The 18,405-nt window shown below is 61.7% G+C and carries 17 protein-coding genes and 1 pseudogene; 13 read left to right on the top strand and 5 right to left on the bottom strand.

Annotated features, from left to right (window positions below):
- Window positions 1-38 precede the first annotated feature (38 nt).
- The 8 genes from C2U40_RS07775 (at window position 39) to C2U40_RS07740 (ending at window position 9,551) form a co-directional block, all read left to right on the top strand.
- Window positions 39-1,709, top strand: coding sequence for a sensor histidine kinase (locus C2U40_RS07775; protein ID WP_103850989.1), 1,671 nt, complete (start codon window positions 39-41; stop codon window positions 1,707-1,709).
- Window positions 1,710-1,766: 57 nt separating this feature from the next.
- Window positions 1,767-2,471 (top strand): two-component system response regulator BtsR, encoded by a 705-nt coding sequence (btsR, locus tag C2U40_RS07770; RefSeq protein ID WP_103828544.1) that lies wholly within the window; start codon window positions 1,767-1,769, stop codon window positions 2,469-2,471.
- Between the two features lie 140 nt (window positions 2,472-2,611).
- Window positions 2,612-4,033 (top strand): carbon starvation CstA family protein, encoded by a 1,422-nt coding sequence (locus C2U40_RS07765; protein WP_103828543.1) that lies wholly within the window; start codon window positions 2,612-2,614, stop codon window positions 4,031-4,033.
- Between the two features lie 289 nt (window positions 4,034-4,322).
- A complete protein-coding gene (locus C2U40_RS07760; RefSeq protein WP_011706438.1) occupies window positions 4,323-4,661 on the top strand; it encodes a DUF3302 domain-containing protein in 339 nt (112 codons plus the stop codon).
- 3 nt (window positions 4,662-4,664) lie between these two features.
- Entirely contained in the window at window positions 4,665-5,702 is a 1,038-nt protein-coding gene (locus tag C2U40_RS07755; protein WP_011706439.1) for an HlyD family secretion protein, read from the top strand.
- Window positions 5,703-5,816: 114 nt separating this feature from the next.
- Window positions 5,817-7,577, top strand: coding sequence for a DEAD/DEAH box helicase (locus tag C2U40_RS07750; protein ID WP_103828550.1), 1,761 nt, complete (start codon window positions 5,817-5,819; stop codon window positions 7,575-7,577).
- Between the two features lie 131 nt (window positions 7,578-7,708).
- Window positions 7,709-9,145 (top strand): D-alanyl-D-alanine carboxypeptidase/D-alanyl-D-alanine endopeptidase, encoded by a 1,437-nt coding sequence (gene dacB, locus C2U40_RS07745; protein WP_103828542.1) that lies wholly within the window; start codon window positions 7,709-7,711, stop codon window positions 9,143-9,145.
- 142 nt (window positions 9,146-9,287) lie between these two features.
- Window positions 9,288-9,551: a GrxA family glutaredoxin gene (locus C2U40_RS07740; RefSeq protein ID WP_010633640.1), complete on the top strand. Its 264-nt coding sequence runs from the start codon at window positions 9,288-9,290 to the stop codon at window positions 9,549-9,551.
- A gap of 56 nt (window positions 9,552-9,607) precedes the next feature.
- On the opposite strand, the gene C2U40_RS26490 is transcribed toward C2U40_RS07740, so the two are convergent.
- The gene (locus tag C2U40_RS26490; RefSeq protein ID WP_017408079.1) at window positions 9,608-9,820 is read right to left on the bottom strand and encodes a DUF1653 domain-containing protein; all 213 of its coding nucleotides are present in this window, start codon (window positions 9,818-9,820) and stop codon (window positions 9,608-9,610) included.
- 379 nt (window positions 9,821-10,199) lie between these two features.
- Between C2U40_RS26490 and C2U40_RS07730 the strand changes: the two genes are divergently transcribed.
- On the top strand, window positions 10,200-11,414 hold the full coding sequence (locus tag C2U40_RS07730; protein WP_011706443.1) for a pyridoxal phosphate-dependent aminotransferase: 1,215 nt from the start codon (window positions 10,200-10,202) through the stop codon (window positions 11,412-11,414).
- A gap of 65 nt (window positions 11,415-11,479) precedes the next feature.
- On the opposite strand, the gene C2U40_RS07725 is transcribed toward C2U40_RS07730, so the two are convergent.
- On the bottom strand, window positions 11,480-12,955 hold the full coding sequence (locus tag C2U40_RS07725; RefSeq protein ID WP_103828540.1) for a YfcC family protein: 1,476 nt from the start codon (window positions 12,953-12,955) through the stop codon (window positions 11,480-11,482).
- Between the two features lie 163 nt (window positions 12,956-13,118).
- Window positions 13,119-14,312: an enoyl-ACP reductase FabV gene (gene fabV / locus C2U40_RS07720; RefSeq protein ID WP_103828539.1), complete on the bottom strand. Its 1,194-nt coding sequence runs from the start codon at window positions 14,310-14,312 to the stop codon at window positions 13,119-13,121.
- Window positions 14,313-14,542: 230 nt separating this feature from the next.
- On the opposite strand from fabV, the pseudogene C2U40_RS26995 reads away from it, so the two are divergent.
- Window positions 14,543-15,349, top strand: a pseudogene (locus C2U40_RS26995) (PAS domain-containing protein); the annotation flags it as partial.
- A gap of 12 nt (window positions 15,350-15,361) precedes the next feature.
- Complete coding sequence (locus C2U40_RS26990; protein WP_378003951.1) at window positions 15,362-15,937, top strand: methyl-accepting chemotaxis protein; 576 nt, start codon at window positions 15,362-15,364, stop codon at window positions 15,935-15,937.
- Window positions 15,938-15,998: 61 nt separating this feature from the next.
- Here C2U40_RS26990 and C2U40_RS07705 read toward each other — a convergent pair whose 3' ends face one another.
- Both C2U40_RS07705 and C2U40_RS07700 read right to left on the bottom strand, forming a co-directional pair.
- On the bottom strand, window positions 15,999-16,196 hold the full coding sequence (locus C2U40_RS07705; protein ID WP_103828536.1) for a hypothetical protein: 198 nt from the start codon (window positions 16,194-16,196) through the stop codon (window positions 15,999-16,001).
- Between the two features lie 50 nt (window positions 16,197-16,246).
- Window positions 16,247-17,143, bottom strand: a complete 897-nt coding sequence (locus C2U40_RS07700; RefSeq protein ID WP_181014891.1) for a DMT family transporter — start codon at window positions 17,141-17,143, stop codon at window positions 16,247-16,249.
- A gap of 112 nt (window positions 17,144-17,255) precedes the next feature.
- Here C2U40_RS07700 and rsxA point away from each other — a divergent pair, with 112 nt between their 5' ends.
- Window positions 17,256-17,837 (top strand): electron transport complex subunit RsxA, encoded by a 582-nt coding sequence (rsxA, locus tag C2U40_RS07695; protein WP_005302262.1) that lies wholly within the window; start codon window positions 17,256-17,258, stop codon window positions 17,835-17,837.
- 4 nt (window positions 17,838-17,841) lie between these two features.
- Complete coding sequence (gene rsxB, locus C2U40_RS07690; protein WP_011706450.1) at window positions 17,842-18,405, top strand: electron transport complex subunit RsxB; 564 nt, start codon at window positions 17,842-17,844, stop codon at window positions 18,403-18,405.

Genomic DNA, 18,405 nt, shown 5'->3' with positions numbered 1-18,405 from the left:
GCCGCTTTTTTCGGCACGGACTCTGAGGAACGTTTTTTATGCAGTTGGTCCTCTCCCTGCTTCAACAGATGAGCGTCAGCCTGGTCATCGCCTACCTCTTTTCCAAGAGTCCGCTGCTGCGTCCGCTGGCCAACTACTCGGTCAGGCTGCCTCACAAGGTGCTCATCTACATCACCTTCTCCTGCTTCTGCATTCTCGGCACCTACGTGGGGCTGGATATCGACGACGCCATCGCCAATACCCGCGCCGTCGGCGCCGTGCTGGGCGGGCTGCTGGGGGGCCCGTTGGTGGGCTTTCTGGTGGGGCTGACCGGCGGCCTGCACCGCTATACCCTGGGCGGCTTCACCGATCTGGCCTGTGCCATCTCCACCACCTGCGAGGGGCTGCTGGGCGGGCTGGTGCACTGGCGGCTGATGCGGGCGGGCAAGATGGATGCGCTGTTCGAGCCGCGCATCGCCTTCTTCACCACCCTCTACGCCGAGATCATGCAGATGGTGATCATCCTGCTGGTGGCCACGCCATTCGATAAATCCCTGCTGCTGGTGCGTACCATCGCCACCCCCATGATCCTGGCCAACTCCTGCGGCGCTGCGCTCTTCATCAGCATGATCCGCGATCAGCAGCAGATGTACGAGAAGTTCTCCCGGGTCTTCTCCGCCAAGGCGCTCAATATAGCCAACCGCACCGTCGGCATCATGAGCCAGGGCTTCACCCCAGAGGCCAGCCACAAGATTGCCCGCATTATCCAAGAGGAGACCGGGGTCGGCGCCGTCGCCATCACGGATACCGACAAGATCCTCGCCTTCATCGGCATCGGCGAGGATCACCACCAGCCTGGCACCCCCATCACCTCGGCCATCACCATGCAGGCCATCGCCCGCAACAAGGTGCTGTTTGCCGACGGCAACAGCCAGCCCTACCGCTGCAGCATCTCGCCCCAGTGCCAGCTCGGCTCGGTGCTGGTGATCCCGCTGCACGGCGACGAGGGGGTGATCGGCACCATCAAGCTCTACGAGCCCAAGAAGCGGCTGTTTCTCAAGATCAACCACACCCTGGGAGAAGGGATTGCCAACCTGCTCTCCCAGCAGTTGCTGACCGGCCGGCTGGAGCAGCAGCAGCGGCTGCTGGTGCAGTCCGAGCTCAAGCTGGTGCAGGCCCAGATCAATCCCCACTTTCTGTTCAACACCCTCAACACCATCAGCGCCATCACCCGGCGCGAACCGGAGCGGGCGCGCCAGCTGCTGCTGCACCTCTCCCTGTTCTTTCGCAAGAACCTCAAGCGCCAGAGCGGCCTGGCCACCCTGCAGGAGGAGCAGGAGCACTGCCAATCCTATCTGGAGATCGAGCTGGCCCGCTTTGGCGACCGGCTGACGGTGCAAAACGAGATCCCGCCGGCCCTCGCCGACCTCAAGCTGCCGAGCTTCACCCTGCAGCCCCTCATCGAGAACGCCATCAAGCACGGCATCTCCACTCTGCTGGAGCTGGGACACATTCGCCTCTACACCGAGCAGACGGCAGAGCGGGTCACCATCCACGTGGAGGACAATGCCGGCACCTGGCAGGAGAAACCAGCCGGTGACGGGCTCGGCATGACCCTGGTGGACCGGCGTCTCAAGAGCGCCTTCGGCAACCGCTATGGCCTGAGCGTCAGTTGTGAGCCCGACTGCTGGACCCGGGTCTCCGTCACCCTGCCAAGGGAGCTGCCATGATCCGGCCGCCGTACAACACCATCCTCACCCACCCCCCCCATCACGCAGGAGAACCCCATGATCCGCACCCTCATCGTCGATGACGAGCTTTATGCCCGCGAGGAGCTGATGCAGCACATGGCCGCCGAGTCCGATATCGAACTGCTGGGGGCGGCCGCCAACGCCATCGAGGCGCTGCCGCTTATTCAGCGGCTCAAACCCGACGTGGTGTTTCTTGACATCCAGATGCCCAAGCTCAGCGGCATGGAGCTGGTGGCCATGCTCGATCCCCTGCCCCGCATCGTCTTCGTCACCGCCTTTGACGAGTACGCCATCCAGGCGTTCGAGGAGAACGCCTTCGACTACCTGCTCAAGCCGGTGGAGCCGGTGCGTCTGGCCAAGACGCTGGCGCGGCTCAGGCAAGATCTAACCCCCCAGCCCATGACGGCGCTCGTCCCCGCCATTCGCCACATCCCGGGCTACCTGCACAACCGGGTACGGCTGCTGCCCATCGAGCAGGTTGAGTACGCCTTCTCCGATCTCGGCGGGGTGCACGTGGCGAGCCAGGGCGAGCTGTTTCACACCCAGCTCACCCTCAAATCGCTGGAGGAGAAGACCCCGCTGCTGCGCTGCCACCGCCAGTATCTGGTGGCCCCGGCCGCCATCTTCGAGATCCGGCTGCTGGAGAACCAGCTGGCGGAGATAGTGACGCCGAGCGGCGCCCGGGTGCCGGTCAGCCGCCGTTACCTGAAGGAGTTGAAGGAGATGCTGGGGCTGGAATAAGCCCCACGATGTGAGCCGGATCACGAGCGCCGACCGCTCGGTCCGCCATATGACCGCTCATGCCGTTTTACCTGCCGTTAACAGAGCAAGCCCCTACACTGGCCGCGCACACCCAACAATAACAAAGCAGGAGCGTAGCAATGATCTGGTTCTTCCTCTGTGTCGGCTTACTTGTGGCCGGCTATTTCGTATACGGCAAATTCATCGAACGGATATTTGGCCCCAAGCCGGAGCTGAAAACCCCCGCCATCACCATGGCGGACGGGGTGGACTATGTCCCCATGTCGGACAAGAAGGTCTATCTGGTTCAGCTGCTCAACATCGCCGGCGTCGGCCCCATCTTCGGCCCCATCCTGGGCGCCCTCTACGGTCCGGTCGCCATGCTCTGGATCGTGTTCGGCTGCATCTTCGCCGGTGCGGTGCACGACTACTTCTCCGGCATGCTGTCAGTGCGCGCCAAGGGCGCCTCGGTGCCGACCGTGGTCGGTGAACACCTCGGCACCACCGCCAAGCACTTCATGAACCTGTTCGCCGTGGTGCTGTTGATGCTGGTGGGCGTGGTGTTCGTGCTGAGCCCGGCTGGCCTTCTGGCCAACCTCACCTCCACCGATCTGGTCTACTGGATTGCGGCCATCTTCGCCTACTACATCCTGGCGACCATCGTCCCCATCGACAAGATCATCGGCCGTTTCTACCCCATCTTCGGCGCCCTGCTGGTGTTCATGTCGGTCGGCCTCATCATCGGCCTCATCGTCTCCGGCAAAGGCTTCTACAACACCGGGATGGATTTCTCCAACCTGCACCCGACCGAGCTGCCGCTCTGGCCGCTGCTCTTCATCACCATCGCCTGCGGCGCCGTGTCGGGCTTCCACGCCACCCAGTCGCCGCTGATGGCGCGCTGCATGCAAAACGAGAGTTCCGGCCGCTTCATCTTCTACGGCGCCATGATTGGTGAAGGGATCATCGCCCTCATCTGGTGCACCCTGGGTCTCTCCTTCTACGACAGCACCGAGGCGCTCAACGCCACCCTGGCCAGCGGCGGCCCCTCTGCCGTGGTGCACGAGGTCTCCACCAGCCTGCTCGGCACCGTCGGCGGCATCCTCGCCATCCTCGGCGTGGTGATCCTGCCCATCACCTCCGGTGACACCGCGTTTCGCAGTGCCCGCCTCATCGTCGCGGACTTCCTGACACTGACCCAGAAGCCCATGGCCAAGCGACTGCTCATCGCCATCCCCATGTTCATCCTCGGTTTCATCATCTCCAAGGCCGAATTCGGGGTGATCTGGCGCTATTTCGGCTGGGCCAACCAGACCACCGCGGTGATGATGCTGTGGGCGGCGGCGGCCTACCTCGCCAAAGAGGGCAAGCTGCACTGGGTCTGCACCATTCCCGCCATGTTCATGACCGCCGTGGTGTTCACCTACCTGGCCAACGCCCCTATCGGGTTCGGGCTGGAGATGGGCGTCTCCACCACAATTGGACTGGCCAGCACCCTGATCGTCACAGTGGCCTTCCTGGTGAAATTTAGGCCCGCGCTGATCAACAAGCCCAGCGAAAGTTGATCCACGCCAACCATGTCAAAAAAGGAGCCGTCAGGGCTCCTTTTTTTGCTGAACATTTCCCTTCAGCAATGCCATACTCCCAGCGTAAGTCCTTGTCATGGATACGACTTTACGGACTTGCCCCCAACAACATCAGCGTCTGTTTTGACGACTTGGAAACTGCTTAAGCTTCAGTACAACAAAACAACTTAAGATTTCGGGCCCGACAGGAGGGAAATCAGGTGGCTGACTGCCTTGCAGAGCCCTGATCCCAATGACAATGCGGTGCGTCAAGCCAGCGGAGGCGTAAATGGCACTCGATTATTTTGCTCTTGGTCTGCTTTTTTTTGTGGGTTTGGTCATTTTTTACGGGGTCATCGTCATTCACGACATTCCCTATGAAATAGCCAAACATCGTCAACACCCCCATCAGGACGCCATTCACGTGGCCGGCTGGGTCAGTCTGTTCACCCTGCACGTGCTGTGGCCCTTCCTCTGGATCTGGGCCACCCTCTATCGTCCCGAGCGGGGCTGGGGCTTCAACCAGCGGCTGCAGCAGGATGAAGATGATATCCAGCAGCTCAAACAGGAGCTGGCCGACCTCAAGGCCCGCCTCAATACCATCGAACAGACCGAGCAACAGGGATAAATCATGGACCTGCTACTGATCCTGACCTACACGGCCGTCTGCGTGGCCATCTTCAAAATCTTCCGTATCCCGCTCAACAAGTGGACCGTGCCCACCGCCGCGCTGGGTGGCGTGCTGCTCATCGGCACCCTGATCATGCTGATGAACTACAACCATCCCTACTCCGAGATGGCACGCAACTACTACGTCTCCACCCCGATCGTGCCGCTGGTCAAGGGCCGGGTCATCGAGGTGCCGGTACAGGCCAACCAGCCGGTGAAGAAGGGCGACGTGCTGTTTCGTCTGGATGCCGCCCCCTTCCAGTTGAGGGCGGACAGCCTGACGGCGCGGGTTGAATCCAACCGCAACCACCTCAAGTCCATCGAGGCCAGGCTGCGCTCCGCCAAGCTCGACCGGGATCGCGCCAGCGACCTGATGCGTCGCGGCGTCGGCAAGCAGCGTGACCTCGACGTCACCCAGGCCAACGTGGACGACATCGTGGCCCAGATCGAGCAACAACAGGCGACGCTGGAAGATCTGCAGGCCCAGCTCGACGAGGCCAGGTATCAGGTCGAACAGACAGTGGTCTATGCCCCGAGCGACGGCCACGTGGTGCAGCTGGCCCTGCGCCCCGGCATGATAGCCACCCCCTTCATGTATCGCCCGGTGATGACCTTCATCCACAAGGACGAGACCGCCTATGTGGGCTGGTTCTGGCAGAACAGCATGCAGCGCCTGGCGGTGGGCGATGAGGCCGAAGTGGTGATCGACGGCATCCCCGGCAAGATCTTCCAGGGCCAGGTGACCGCCGTGATCCCGGCCATCGCCGCCGGCAACGTGCAGGCCAACGCCGGCCTGCTCGATCAGGCCAGTGCCGTTCAGCCGGGCCGCCTGCCGGTGCTCATCTCCATCACCGACCCCGAATGGCCCAAGTATCAGGTGATCGCCGGGGCCAGCGGCCAGGCTGCCATCTACACCAAGCACTTCCACCATGTCTCGGTGATGCGCAAGGTGCTGCTGCGCATGGCCAGCTGGATGAACTACGTCTTCCCCTTCCACTAAGCGAAGACGTCATCGCCAGCGGGCCGGCACCATGCCGGCCCGCTGTTTTTTGGCGCCAAGATCCCTATAATGGCGCCATCCTGCACCACCCCATATCGATACCACCAAGCCTGCATGTTCGTTCTCAGACCCTATCAGACCGACGCCGTCAACGCCGTGATCAGCCACTTTCGTCAGCACCCGGATCCCGCCGTGGTGGTGCTGCCCACCGGGGCCGGCAAGAGTCTGGTGATCGCCGAACTGGCCCGCAAGGCGCGCGGCCGGGTGCTGGTGCTGGCCCACGTCAAGGAGCTGGTGGAGCAGAACCACGCCAAGTACGAGGCGTGGGGGCTCAAGGCCGACATCTTCGCCGCAGGGCTCGCTCGCAAGGAGGCGAGCGCCCAGGTGGTGTTTGGCTCGGTGCAGTCGGTGGCGCGCAATCTGGACGCCTTCGACGGGGCGTTTTCGCTGCTCATCATCGACGAGTGCCACCGGGTCTCGCTCGATGACGACAGCCAGTACCATCGGGTGATCGAGCACCTCAAGGCCGCCAATCCGGCCCTCAAGATTCTCGGTCTCACCGCCACCCCCTATCGGCTGGGGCTGGGCTGGATCTACCGGCGCCACTACCACGGCATGGTCAAGAGCCACGGTGAGCGGCTGTTTGGCGACTGCGTGTTCGAACTGCCGCTGCGCTTCATGGTCAAGAACGGTTATCTGACGCCGCCGCGCATGGTGGATGCCCCCATCGTCCACTACAACTTCAGCAAGCTGGTGGCGCGGGAGAATGGCCTGTTCAGCGAGGCGGATCTCAACGGCGAGCTCAAGCGTCAGCAGCGGGTCACCCCCCATATCCTGAGCCAGGTGCTGGAGTATGCGGCCGACCGGCAGGGGGTGATGATCTTCGCCGCCACCGTCGAACATGCCCGCGAAATTCACGGCCTGCTGGGCGCCAGAGGCCAGCAGGCCGCTCTCATCACCGGCGAGACGCCGGGGCCGGAGCGCGACGCCCTCATCAACGCCTTCAAGGCGCGCGAGCTCAAGTTTCTGGTCAACGTGGCGGTGCTCACCACCGGCTTCGACGCCCCCCACGTGGATCTCATCGTGATGCTCAGACCCACCGAGTCGGTCTCGCTCTACCAGCAGATCGTCGGTCGGGGCCTGCGCCTCTCGCCCGGCAAGACGGACTGTCTGGTGCTCGACTATGCGGGCAACAACTTCAACCTGTTCGCCCCCGAGGTGGGGGAGCCCAGACCCCACGCTGGCACCGAGCCGGTGCAGGTGCCCTGCCCCGCCTGCGGCTTTGCCAACACCTTCTGGGGCAAGACCGACGAGGATGGCAAGGTGATCGAGCACTACGGTCGCCGCTGCCAGGGGCTGTTTGAAGATGACGAGGGCCATCGCGAGGAGTGCGACTACCGCTTTCGCGCCAAGGTCTGCCCCGCCTGCGGCAGCGAAAACGACATCGCCGCCCGCCGCTGCCAGAGCTGCGATCAGCTGCTGGTGGACCCTGACGACAAGCTCAAAGAGGCGCTCAATCTCAAGGACTGCATGGTCATTCGCTGCGCCGGGCTGACGCTGAGTGTCGGACGTGGCAAACAGGGGGAGCGGCTGGAGGTGGTCTATCACGATGAGGATGGTCTCACCCTCAATGAGTACTTCGGATTTCACTCCGAGGGCGCACGGCGCTTGTTTCAACAGGTCTTTGTGCGTCATCATTGGCCCGCACCGGGTCTGGAACCCGAATTTGCCACCCTGGCGAGCGTGCTGGCGGCGCAAAGCCAGTTTCGCCACCCCGATTTCGTCATCGCCCGCAAAGCGGGGCGGTTCTGGCAGATAAAAGAGAAGATTTTTGATTATGAGGGTCGCTATCGCACCGCCAACTCGATGGCGTGATGGCCAGTGGCGACCGGCATAAATCGTATGAATGGCTTTGCCACGGTCGATCCCGCATCGGCGGGTGAAACAAGGTTGAATTGTCAGGGCCGGCACCACTGCCGGGCCCTTCGTCACGTTTAGAGGATGTTATGCAGCGGCTGTTGATTGGTTTTTGTACTCTCTTTTCCCTGGCGGCCCAGGCCGCCCCGCTCACCCCGCCCCAGGGGGGCCAGTACGCCATCATAGTGCAGGGCAACAACGGGGTTGAATTTGCCCGCCATGCGGATCAGATGATCGCCCCCGCCTCCACCATGAAGGTACTCACCGCGCTGGCGGCCCGTCTCGAGCTCGGTGCCGACTTCCGCTTTGCCACCGATATTCAGGCTCAGCCCGGCGCCAAGCAGGGTGATGCCATCAATGGCGACATCTGGATCAACTTCGTCGGCGACCCCACCCTCTCCCGCATGGACCTGCTGGCCCTGTTCAAGCAGCTTGGCGTGAACCGCATCAAGGGCAACGTCTACGTCAACACCGGCGCCTACAACGGTTACGAGCGCGGCAACGGCTGGTCGTGGGGGGATCAGACCCTCTGCTTCGCCGCCCCGGTCTCCTCGGTCATCATCGACAAGAACTGCGCCTACGGCACCATCACCGCCACCCAGATCGGCAAACCGGCCACCGGCAACGTGGCCACCGGTGTGCCCATCGGCATCGGTGCCGACAACGTGGAGGTGATGAGCTACGCCGACATGGCGCGCCAGTTCTGCGCACTGGAAGTGGACATGGCCAAGGGCAACTTCTACGAGCTCAAGGGCTGCATCACCCCGAACAAGGAGCCCCAGGGGCTGCGCTTCGCCATCCACGACGTGGAGGCCTGGGGCTGGGACAACATCCGCTGGGCCATGGACAGGGCCGGTATCAAGCATGACGGCCTGCTGCGGGTGACCCACAAGTCCCCGGACAATGCCGAGACGCTGGGCACCCACTACTCGGTCTCATTGCCGGTGATGCTGGCCAAGATGCTGAAGAAATCGGACAACCTCTACGCCGATACCTTCCTCAAGACCGTCGGTCGCCACTACTACAACAAGCCGGGCAGCTATCGCAGCGGCACCATGGCAGTGCGCGCCATCCTGACCAAGAATGGCATCGATCTGGGCAACGCCACCCTGGCCGACTGCTCGGGCCTCTCCGCCCACAACCTCATCAGCGCCCGCCAGATGCTGTCGGTGCTTAACTTCATCCAGAAAAATGACGCGGAACTTGGCCTCATCAAGCTGCTGCCGAGCTCCCAGGTGGATGGCACCCTGGCCTGGCGACGCAGCGTCACCGCCCCCATGATGAAGAACAAGGTGCATGCCAAGACCGGCACCATCACCGGCACCTCCAACCTGGTGGGCTTCATCGACACCGCCGGCGGCCAGCGCAAGGCCTTCGTGATGTTCCAGCGTGGCCTGTCGCAGGATCCGGCAACCCACGAGCGCTACCGCGCCAGCAAGGCCGCCTGGCCCTGGACCGTGTTCGAGAAGGGAGTGCTGGAGAGCATCTATCAGCAGCAGCCGATCCAGATCGCCGATCAGGGTTGAGCTGCCGCAAGGTGATTGACGATGACGGCCGGCGAAGCGCGCCTTATCGAAGATGGCGAACGGCCGTATCGACAATTTCCACTTTGACTAGTCACGAGGCGGGGCTATCCTGTCCCCAGTCTCATATGAATGGAGAGAGAACATGTTTGCAGTGATTTTTGGTCGTCCCGGTTGCCCCTATTGTGTCCGTGCCAAGCAGATCGCCGAGCAGCTGGTTGAACAGCGTGACGATTTCAAATTCCGCTACGTGGACATCCACGCCGAGGGCATCACCAAGGAAGATCTGGCCAAGAGCGCCGGCAAGCCGGTCAATACCGTGCCGCAAATCTTCCTGGACGAGCAGCACATCGGTGGCTGCACCGATTTCGAAGCCTATGCCAAAGAGAACCTGGGTCTCTACCAGTAAGCTCACGTTGTGAAAAAGGCGCCGTCAGGCGCCTTTTTCATGGTCAATGGTCAGCCTCAGCCGGCAACCGGGGTGAAACGGCTCACCACGTCTCCCTGATGCTCGATCCACTCCATGAACATGGCCACCGGGCGGGCGTAGACGGCGCCATCCTGCTCGCTCTGGTAGATCACCAGCTGCTCCCCGGTTTCGGTGTGCAGGGCCAGGGTCAACACCTGATAATACCCACCCTTGAAATGGCGGTAGCGACCAACTGCGGGGGCTTGCATGGGAACTCCTTCGATATCGACGCCGGGCGGCGCCAGCATGGTGCGCAGACCACATGCTCTGCTTTTTGGACCGGCGCCGACAAAAATAATGACATTTTTCACGCAAGCCAATCGTGCCAGCGAGAGTGAATATTTCAACACAGTCGGGTAGCTTTGTTAATCAGCCCCTCATCTTTCACTGGTGAAACTCGGTTACCACAAACGATCGTGCTGAATTTAACGTTTTGGCAACCCTGTTTTAGGGCTAAAAATCAGGGAATTCTACTAAAAAGAGGATTGTTCTAGCATTCAATTCTGTGAAGAATAGGGGAAAAGAAATTTGATACTAAAAAACGCCTTTTTCGCCAACGCGCCCCCAGGGGAAGGAATCACACTCACCATGTTCACTATCGACAAGTCGCACAAGCTCGACGATGTCTGCTATGACATCCGCGGCCCGGTGCATAAAGAAGCTCGCCGTCTCGAAGACGAAGGCCACCGCATCATCAAGCTCAACATCGGCAACCCGGCCCCGTTCGGTTTCGATGCGCCGGAAGAGATCATCAAGGATGTGATCCTCAACATGCCGCTCAGCCAGGGCTACTGCGACTCCAAGGGGCTGTTCTCGGCCCGCAAGGCGGTGATGCAGTACTACCAGCAGAAAGGGATGCGCAAGGTCGACATCGACGACATCTACATCGGCAACGGTGCCAGCGAGCTCATCGTGATGGCGATGCAGGCGCTGCTCAACAACGGCGACGAGATGCTGGTGCCCTCCCCCGACTATCCGCTGTGGACGGCGGCAGTGACCCTCTCCGGCGGCCATGCGGTGCACTATCGCTGCGACGAAGGGGCCGACTGGTATCCGGATCTCGACGACATCCGCGCCCGCATCACCCCGCGCACCCGCGGCCTGGTGCTGATCAACCCCAACAACCCGACCGGCGCCGTCTACGGCAGCGAGTTCCTGCTTGAAGTGATCGAGATCGCCCGTCAGCACAACCTCATCATCTTCGCCGACGAGATCTACGACAAGATCCTCTACGACGACATCTCCCACACCAGCGTCTGCACCCTGTGCGACGATGTGATGGTGGTGACCTTCAACGGCCTCTCCAAGGCCTACCGCGCCTGCGGCTTCCGCCAGGGCTGGATGGTCATCACCGGTCCCAAAGGCCGTGCCAAGGGCTACATCGAGGGGCTGGAGATGCTGGCCTCCATGCGGCTCTGTGCCAACGTGCCGATGCAGCACGCCATCCAGACCGCCCTTGGCGGCTACCAGAGCATCAACGAGCTGATCCTGCCGGGCGGCCGTCTGCGCCGCCAGCGCGACAAGGCGTGGGAGCTGCTCAACGACATTCCTGGGGTCTCCTGCGTCAAGCCCAAGGGGGCGCTCTACATGTTCCCGCGCCTCGACCCCAAGGTGTACGACATCCGCGACGACCAGAAGATGGTGTTCGATCTGCTGCAGCAGGAAAAATTGCTGCTGGTGCAGGGCACCGGCTTCAACTGGCCGGCACCGGATCACTTCCGGCTGGTGTTCCTGCCCCGGGAAGAGGAGCTGGAAGAGGCCATCGGCCGTCTCGCCCGCTTCCTCAAGGGCTACAAGCAGTAAGCAAGGCTCATGAAAAAGGCTCCCGCGGGAGCCTTTTTTTTGTCTGTCGTTTGCTATCCGTGCCATCAGCCGTGCAGCAGGGCACCGGCCACCAGTACCGCCATGGTGATGAGAGCCACCCCGATGATGAAGGGCAGCACCCAGCGCACGAAGCGATCGTAGGGGATCTTGGCCAGCGCCAGCCCCGCCACCAGATGAGCGGCTGTGGGGGCGAACAGGTTGATCCAGCCGGAGGCGGACTGATAGGCAGTGATCACCAGATCCCGCGAGATGCCGGAGAAGTCCGCCAGCGGCCCCATCAGCGGCATGGAGACGGTCGCCAGCCCCGAGGTGGAGGGGATGAAGAAGCTCAGGATGATGTGCACCAGATAGGCCATCAGGATGAACACCGACGACGACAGCCCGCTCACCAGCCCCTCGGCCCAGTGCAGTATGGTGTCGATGATGACGCCATGCTCCATCACCACATAGATGCCGCGTGCCACCGCCACCACCAGCGCCACCCCGATAAGGTCCCGCGCCCCGCTCAGGAAGGTTGCCACGTAGTTGGACTCCGGCATCCGGTTGATCAGCGCGATCAGGATGGAGGCGCTGAAGAACAGGGTGGAAAGCTCGTCAAACCACCAGCCCAGGGTGGGCAGCAGATCGATGCCCAGATCCGACCAGGGTACCACCGCATAGATCATCAGCAGGAAGGTGCCGAAGAAGACCAGCATGGTGAGCTTCTGCTTGCCGCTGAAGGCGAGGTTGCCGCTCTTCATCTGGGAGAACTCGTCGTCATAGGCGATGTCGGCCAGCACGGAGCGGGACTTGTCCTGCTGCACCTGCTTGGCGTAGCGCATCACGAACCAGGAGGCGAAGATCACCAACAGCAGCCACTGCACAACCCTAAGGCCAATCCCCTCACCGATGGGGATGCCGGCAAAACCGGAGGCGATGCCGGTGGCAAACGGGTTGACGGTGGAAGCGAGCACCCCGACCCCGGAGCCGAGCAATATGATCCCTGCCGCCACCATGCGATCGAAGCCCGCCGCCATCATCACCGGCACGATCAGTGCCCAGAAGGCCACCGTCTCCTCCGCCATGCCGAAGGTGGAGCCGCCGAGGGCAAACAGGGCGATCAGCACCGGGATCAGCAGCCGCTCGCGCCCGGCAAAGCCGCGCACGATGGCCCCTACCCCGGCATCCAGTGCGCCGCTCTGCATGGTCACCGCCAGAAAACCGCCGATGATGAGCACGAACAGCGCCACGTCGGCCGCCTTGTGAAAGCCCTGGATCGGCGCCTTGAGCACATCGAATACCCCCTGCGGTTGGGAGGGCAGCTCGGTGTAGCTGCCGGGCACCGGCAACAGCCGCTCGTCGCCGCTGTAGTCGGCCACGGCCGCCGCAGCAATCGGCTGCTGGGTCTTGGCCGTCACGTAGTTGTATTTGCCCGCCGGCAGCACCCAGGTCAGGGCCGCCATCAGGGCGATGATGATGAAAAGCAGGGTATAGACAGTGGGGAGTTGGCGCTTCTTGGGCGCCTCATGTGGAGTGGTCATAGCTTCCGTACCTCGGCAATGCCGTCATGTGATCCGATCACCGCCAGACTAGCGGGTTTGATATGGGAAAAAGGTGATCGCGGATAATAAAATTCCGCAACTTAGCGGGATTTTTGCCAAAAAAACAGGGCCCCGCGGGGCCCTGTTTTCACTTGGGTCAGACTCAGAGCTCGACCACATCGAATTTCACGTCCGGATTCACATCCGCATCGTAATCCACTTCGTCCAGCCCGAAACCGAACAGACGCAGGAACTCCTGCTTGTAACCGGTGTAGTCGGTCAGTTCGGAGAGGTTCTCGCTGGTGATAGACGGCCACAGGTCGCGGCAGGTCTGCTGCACGTCTTCGCGCAGTTCCCAGTCATCCATGCGGATGCGAGCCTGATCGTCCAGCGCCAGCTCCTCGCCATAGAGACGGGTGCGCATCATGCGGTCCACCTGCTCCATGCAGCCTTCGTGAATGCCCTTCTCCTTCATGATCTTGAAGGCCATAGAGATGTAGAGCGGCATCACCGGAATGGCGGAGGAGGCCTGGGTCACCACGGATTTCAGCACGGCCACGTGGGCGGTGCCGCCCTTGGCAGCCAGATCGCCACGGATGGCGGCGGCGGCGCGGTCCAGATCTTCCTTGGCGCGGCCCAGAGTACCGTGCCAGTAGATTGGCCAGGTCAGGTCGGTGCCGATGTAGGAGTAGGCCACGGACTTGGCGCCGTCGGCCAGCACGCCTGCATCGCGCAGGGCCGCCATCCACAGCTCCCAATCCTGACCGCCCATGACGGTGATGGTGTTCTGGATCTCTTCCTCATTCGCCGGCTCGACGGTGGCGGTGATGATCTGATCCTTGTTGGTATCGATGGCGGTGGTGGTGTAGACCTCGCCGATGGGTTTCAGGGCTGAGCGCACCACTTCGCCGGTATCCGGCAACTTGCGCACCGGTGAGGCCAGGGAGTAGACCACCAGATCAATCTGACCCAGATCCTGCTTGATGAGCTCGATCACCTTGGCGCGGCACTCGTTGGAGAAGGCATCGCCGTTGATGCTCTTGGCGTAGAGGCCCGCCTCTTTGGCGGCCTTGTCGAAGGCAGCGGAGTTGTACCAGCCGGCGGTGGCAGTCTTGGTCTCACTGCCGGCTTTTTCGAAGAAGACACCGAGGGTGGCAGCGCCAGAGCCAAAGGCGGCGGCAATGCGGGAAGCCAGGCCATAACCGGTGGAAGCGCCGATCACCAGCACCTTCTTGGGACCATTTTCGATGGTGCCCTTGGCCTTTGTATAAGCGATCTGGCGACGAACATTGGCTTCACAACCGACCGGGTGAGTGGTGGTGCAGATAAAGCCGCGAACCTTGGGTTTGATGATCATATGGGGTCTCGGATCCGTTTAATGGATGAAATCGGGGCATAAGATACCTCATCTTGCCGCGATAAGGTGCTCTGATGTGTTGAATCGCAGGGAAAATGAGCAAAGCGTGGGACAAATGCCGCCGCAGGGGCCTGCCGTCAGCCTGCAGGAACAGGACCGGCCTCCCCGCCCCTCTGCATGGCTTGACGACATGACAAGATCGATAATGATAAAACAAACAATTAACCCTGATGGCTGAGGCGACGGCCAAACAACCTGTACTAGTATTCAGCCGGTCGGGTATTGTCATGAAAGGCCTCACCAGGGTCTTAACAAGGAGCTCCGCCATGTTTTGGAATCGCACGGGTAAAAGTGAACAGAGTGAACAAGCGGCACAGATCGCAGAACTTGGCGCCTTTGAGCAGGCCATCCAGTCACGGGTTCCCTATATCGAGTTCACCCCGGAGGGGGTGGTCACCTTCGTCAACGATCGTTTGCTCGCCATCGTGGGTTATGCCCGGGAGGAGGTGATCGGCAAGCACCACAGCGCCCTCTGCTTTCCCGAGGACGTGAAAACCCGCGAATATGAGCAGCTGTGGCAGGATCTGCGCAGGGGGGAATCACGTAACGGCCGTTTCATCCGGCAGGCCAAATCGGGCAAGGCGGTCTGGCTCGAAGCCAGCTACTTCCCGATCCTCCTCGATGGCAAGGTGATCAAGGTAGCCAAGGTGGCCTCCAACGTCACCGAGCAGCAATCCACCCTGGAACGCAGCCAGGCTCTGCTGGCGGCACTGGACAAATCCCTGGCCGTCATCGACTTCCAGCCCGATGGCACCGTCATCACTGCCAACCAGAATTTCCTGCACTGCTTCGGCTACCGGCTGGACGAGGTGGTGGGCCAGTCCCACCGCATGTTCTGCGACGAGTCCTTCTATCAGCAGAATCCCAACTTCTGGCGGGATCTGGGGACGGGCTCCATCCAGTCCGGGCTCTTCATGCGCCGTGGCCGCCACGGCGAGAAGATCTGGCTGGAGGCCACCTACAACCCCATCTTCAACCATGAAAGCAAGGTGATCAAAATCATCAAGCTGGCGAGCAACATCAGCGAACGGGTGGAGAAGTCCATCTCGGTGCGCGAAGCGGCCCAGAAGGCCTGCGCCATTGCCGGAGAGACGGTACTGAGCGCCGCCAGGGGCCGGGAAGTGATCGACAAGGTGCTGGAAACCTCGGCCCACATCAACAGCTCGGTCAGTGAAGTCAGCCGGCAGATAGAGAACCTCAACCAGCAATCCAGAAGCATCGAGTCCATCATCTCGACCATCAGCAGCATCGCGGATCAGACCAACCTGCTGGCGCTCAACGCCGCCATCGAGGCCGCCCGCGCCGGCGAGCAGGGTCGTGGGTTTGCGGTGGTGGCCGATGAAGTGCGCCAGCTGGCGGCGAGAACCTCCACCTCCACCGGCGAGATAGTCTCCGTCATCCGGCTCAACTCCGACATCACCTCCAGGATCACCCAGACCGTCTCGGTGGTATCGGACAAGGCGATGGCGGGCCAGGCCCAGGCCGACATCATCGCTGGCGTCATTCAGGAGATCATCGAGGACGCCAACTCGGTGTCGGACACCGTCAAGGGCCTCTCCATCTAGGGGCCTCGCCATCACAAAACACGGGGCCAGGCCCCGTGTTTTTTATCTTCCGATCAAAGTGTCAATCCTGCCCCGACAGATAGTGCCTGGCCTCCTCGTCGGCCTGCTGCAGGGCGCACTCCCACAACTCGGCGATGCAGAGCCCCTCCTCGCCCACCGCTTCCTCTTCCAGCGCCTCCAGTGCCCGCGCATCGGCCAGGGTGAAGGGATGGTGGCCAAGCAGCAGTCGCGCCTGCGCCAGTAACCTCATGTCACTCATGATCTCGCTCCTCGCTGCTACCAGCCCTGACTGTAGTCAATTTGCGGCCATCACGATCCTGTGGTGGCCGCTGGCATCCGCACGCGCCTGGCCGGCAGCTGTCCCACCGCGATCCCCAGCAGCACGGCGCCACAGGCCACCCATTGCAAGGCGTTGAGGGTCTCTCCCAGCAGCAGATAGGCCAGCAGCAGGGTGAACACCGGGATGAGATTGACGTAGGCCGCCGCCAGCGTCACCTTCACCTGGGTCACCGACCAGTTGTAGAGCAGGTAGGCCCCCAGGGTCACGCAGGCGCCGAGAAAGACGATGACCGCCATATCCTGCCACACCCAGGCCGTCGGCCAGGGTTCGCCAAAGGCAAAGGGGGCGAAGAAGAGGGTGCCGACGAAGGCCTGCAACGCGGTCAGGGTCAACACGCTGTAACGGCTGCAGAGCTTCTTGAACACCACGGAGTAGGTGGCGGCGCAGAACATGGCCGCCATCTCCAGGCTGTTGCCGAGCAGGGCGTTGGGGGCAAACTCGTCCACCCCGCTGCCCAGCCCCAACAGGGCTATGCCGAAGATGGCGATGGCAAACCCGAGCAACTGGCGGCGACTCACCCGCTCCCTGAGCAGCACAAAAGCCACCAGGGCCACGATGAGCGGCAACAAGGCGCAGACCATGCCCGCCTGGCCGGCGCTGGTGTAGCGCAGAGCATTCACCTCCAGCAGGAAATAGAGGCAGGGCTCCAGTCCCCCCATCAGGGTCAGCCAGCGCCAGTCTCCCTTTTGATAGCAAAAATTACCCAGGTAGCGGTAGCAGAGCAGCCAGCAGAGCGCGGCCACGCTCATGCGCATGAAGAGCACCTGGCCGAAGCCCCAGACCCCCAGCACGTGCTTGAGCGCGATGAAGGAGCTGGACCAGAGCAGCATCGCCAGGGTCAGGGTAAAAATGGGTAAAGGGCGCACGTTTCCTCCATGAAATTGGCCATTTGAATAATAACCATGCGGCCTTGCGGTTGTTAAAAGGCACCTAAAATCAGATAATACCGCCGCCTTCACACCGGATAACCAACCTGCAATGACTGAGTACCTGCTTTTATTGGTCGGCACTGTGCTGATTAACAACTTCGTGCTGGTGAAATTCCTCGGCCTGTGCCCCTTCATGGGCGTCTCCGGCAAGCTGGAAACCGCCATCGGCATGGGGCTGGCGACCACCTTCGTGATGACCCTGGCCAGCGCCTGTTCCTATCTGATGGAACACTATATCCTGATCCCGCTGAACATCGCCTACCTGCGCACGCTCGCCTTCATTCTTGTGATCGCCGTCGTGGTTCAGTTTACCGAGATGGTTATCCGCAAAAGCAGCCCCACCCTCTATCGTCTGCTGGGCATCTTCCTGCCGCTCATCACCACCAACTGCGCCGTACTGGGGGTGGCCCTGCTCAGCATCAACGAGCACCACAATTTCATCCAGAGCATCATCTACGGCTTCGGCGCCGCCACCGGTTTCTCGCTGGTGCTGATCCTGTTTGCCGCCATGCGTGAACGTCTGGTGGCCGCCGACGTGCCCACTCCGTTTCGCGGCGTCTCCATCGCCATGATCACCGCCGGCCTGATGTCGCTGGCCTTTATGGGCTTTACCGGCCTCATCAAGATATAGCGCTATGACTCACATACTCTTTGCCGTTCTGGTGTTGGCGCTGCTGGCTCTGGCCTTCGGCATCATCCTGGGCTTTGCCGCCGTCAAATTTCATGTGGAAGCCGATCCCATCGTTGATCAGCTCGACGCCCTGCTGCCGCAAACCCAGTGCGGCCAGTGCGGCTACCCGGGCTGCAAGCCCTACGCCGAGGCGCTGGCCAATGGCGACCAGATCAACAAGTGCGTGCCAGGTGGCGATGCCACCATGCGCAAGATTGCCGACCTGATGGGGGTCGAACCCCAGCCGCTCGGCGGCGCCGAAGCCGCCGCCCCCATCAAGAAAGTCGCCTTCATTCATGAAGATCAATGCATCGGCTGCACCAAGTGCATCCAGGCCTGTCCGGTCGATGCCATCGTCGGCGCCACCAAGGCGATGCACACCGTCATTGCCGACGAGTGCACCGGCTGCGATCTCTGTGTCGATCCCTGCCCGACCGACTGTATCGAAATGATCCCGGTGCCGACCACGGTCGACAACTGGAAGTGGGATCTGGCCAACGTCGCCATTCCGGTCAAGATAGTGGAATAA

The organism is Aeromonas sp. ASNIH4 (assembly GCF_002934425.1).
GTDB lineage: Bacteria > Pseudomonadota > Gammaproteobacteria > Enterobacterales > Aeromonadaceae > Aeromonas > Aeromonas hydrophila.
Note: the sequence above shows the minus strand (reverse complement) of the source record. Positions and strands in the feature narration are given on the sequence as shown.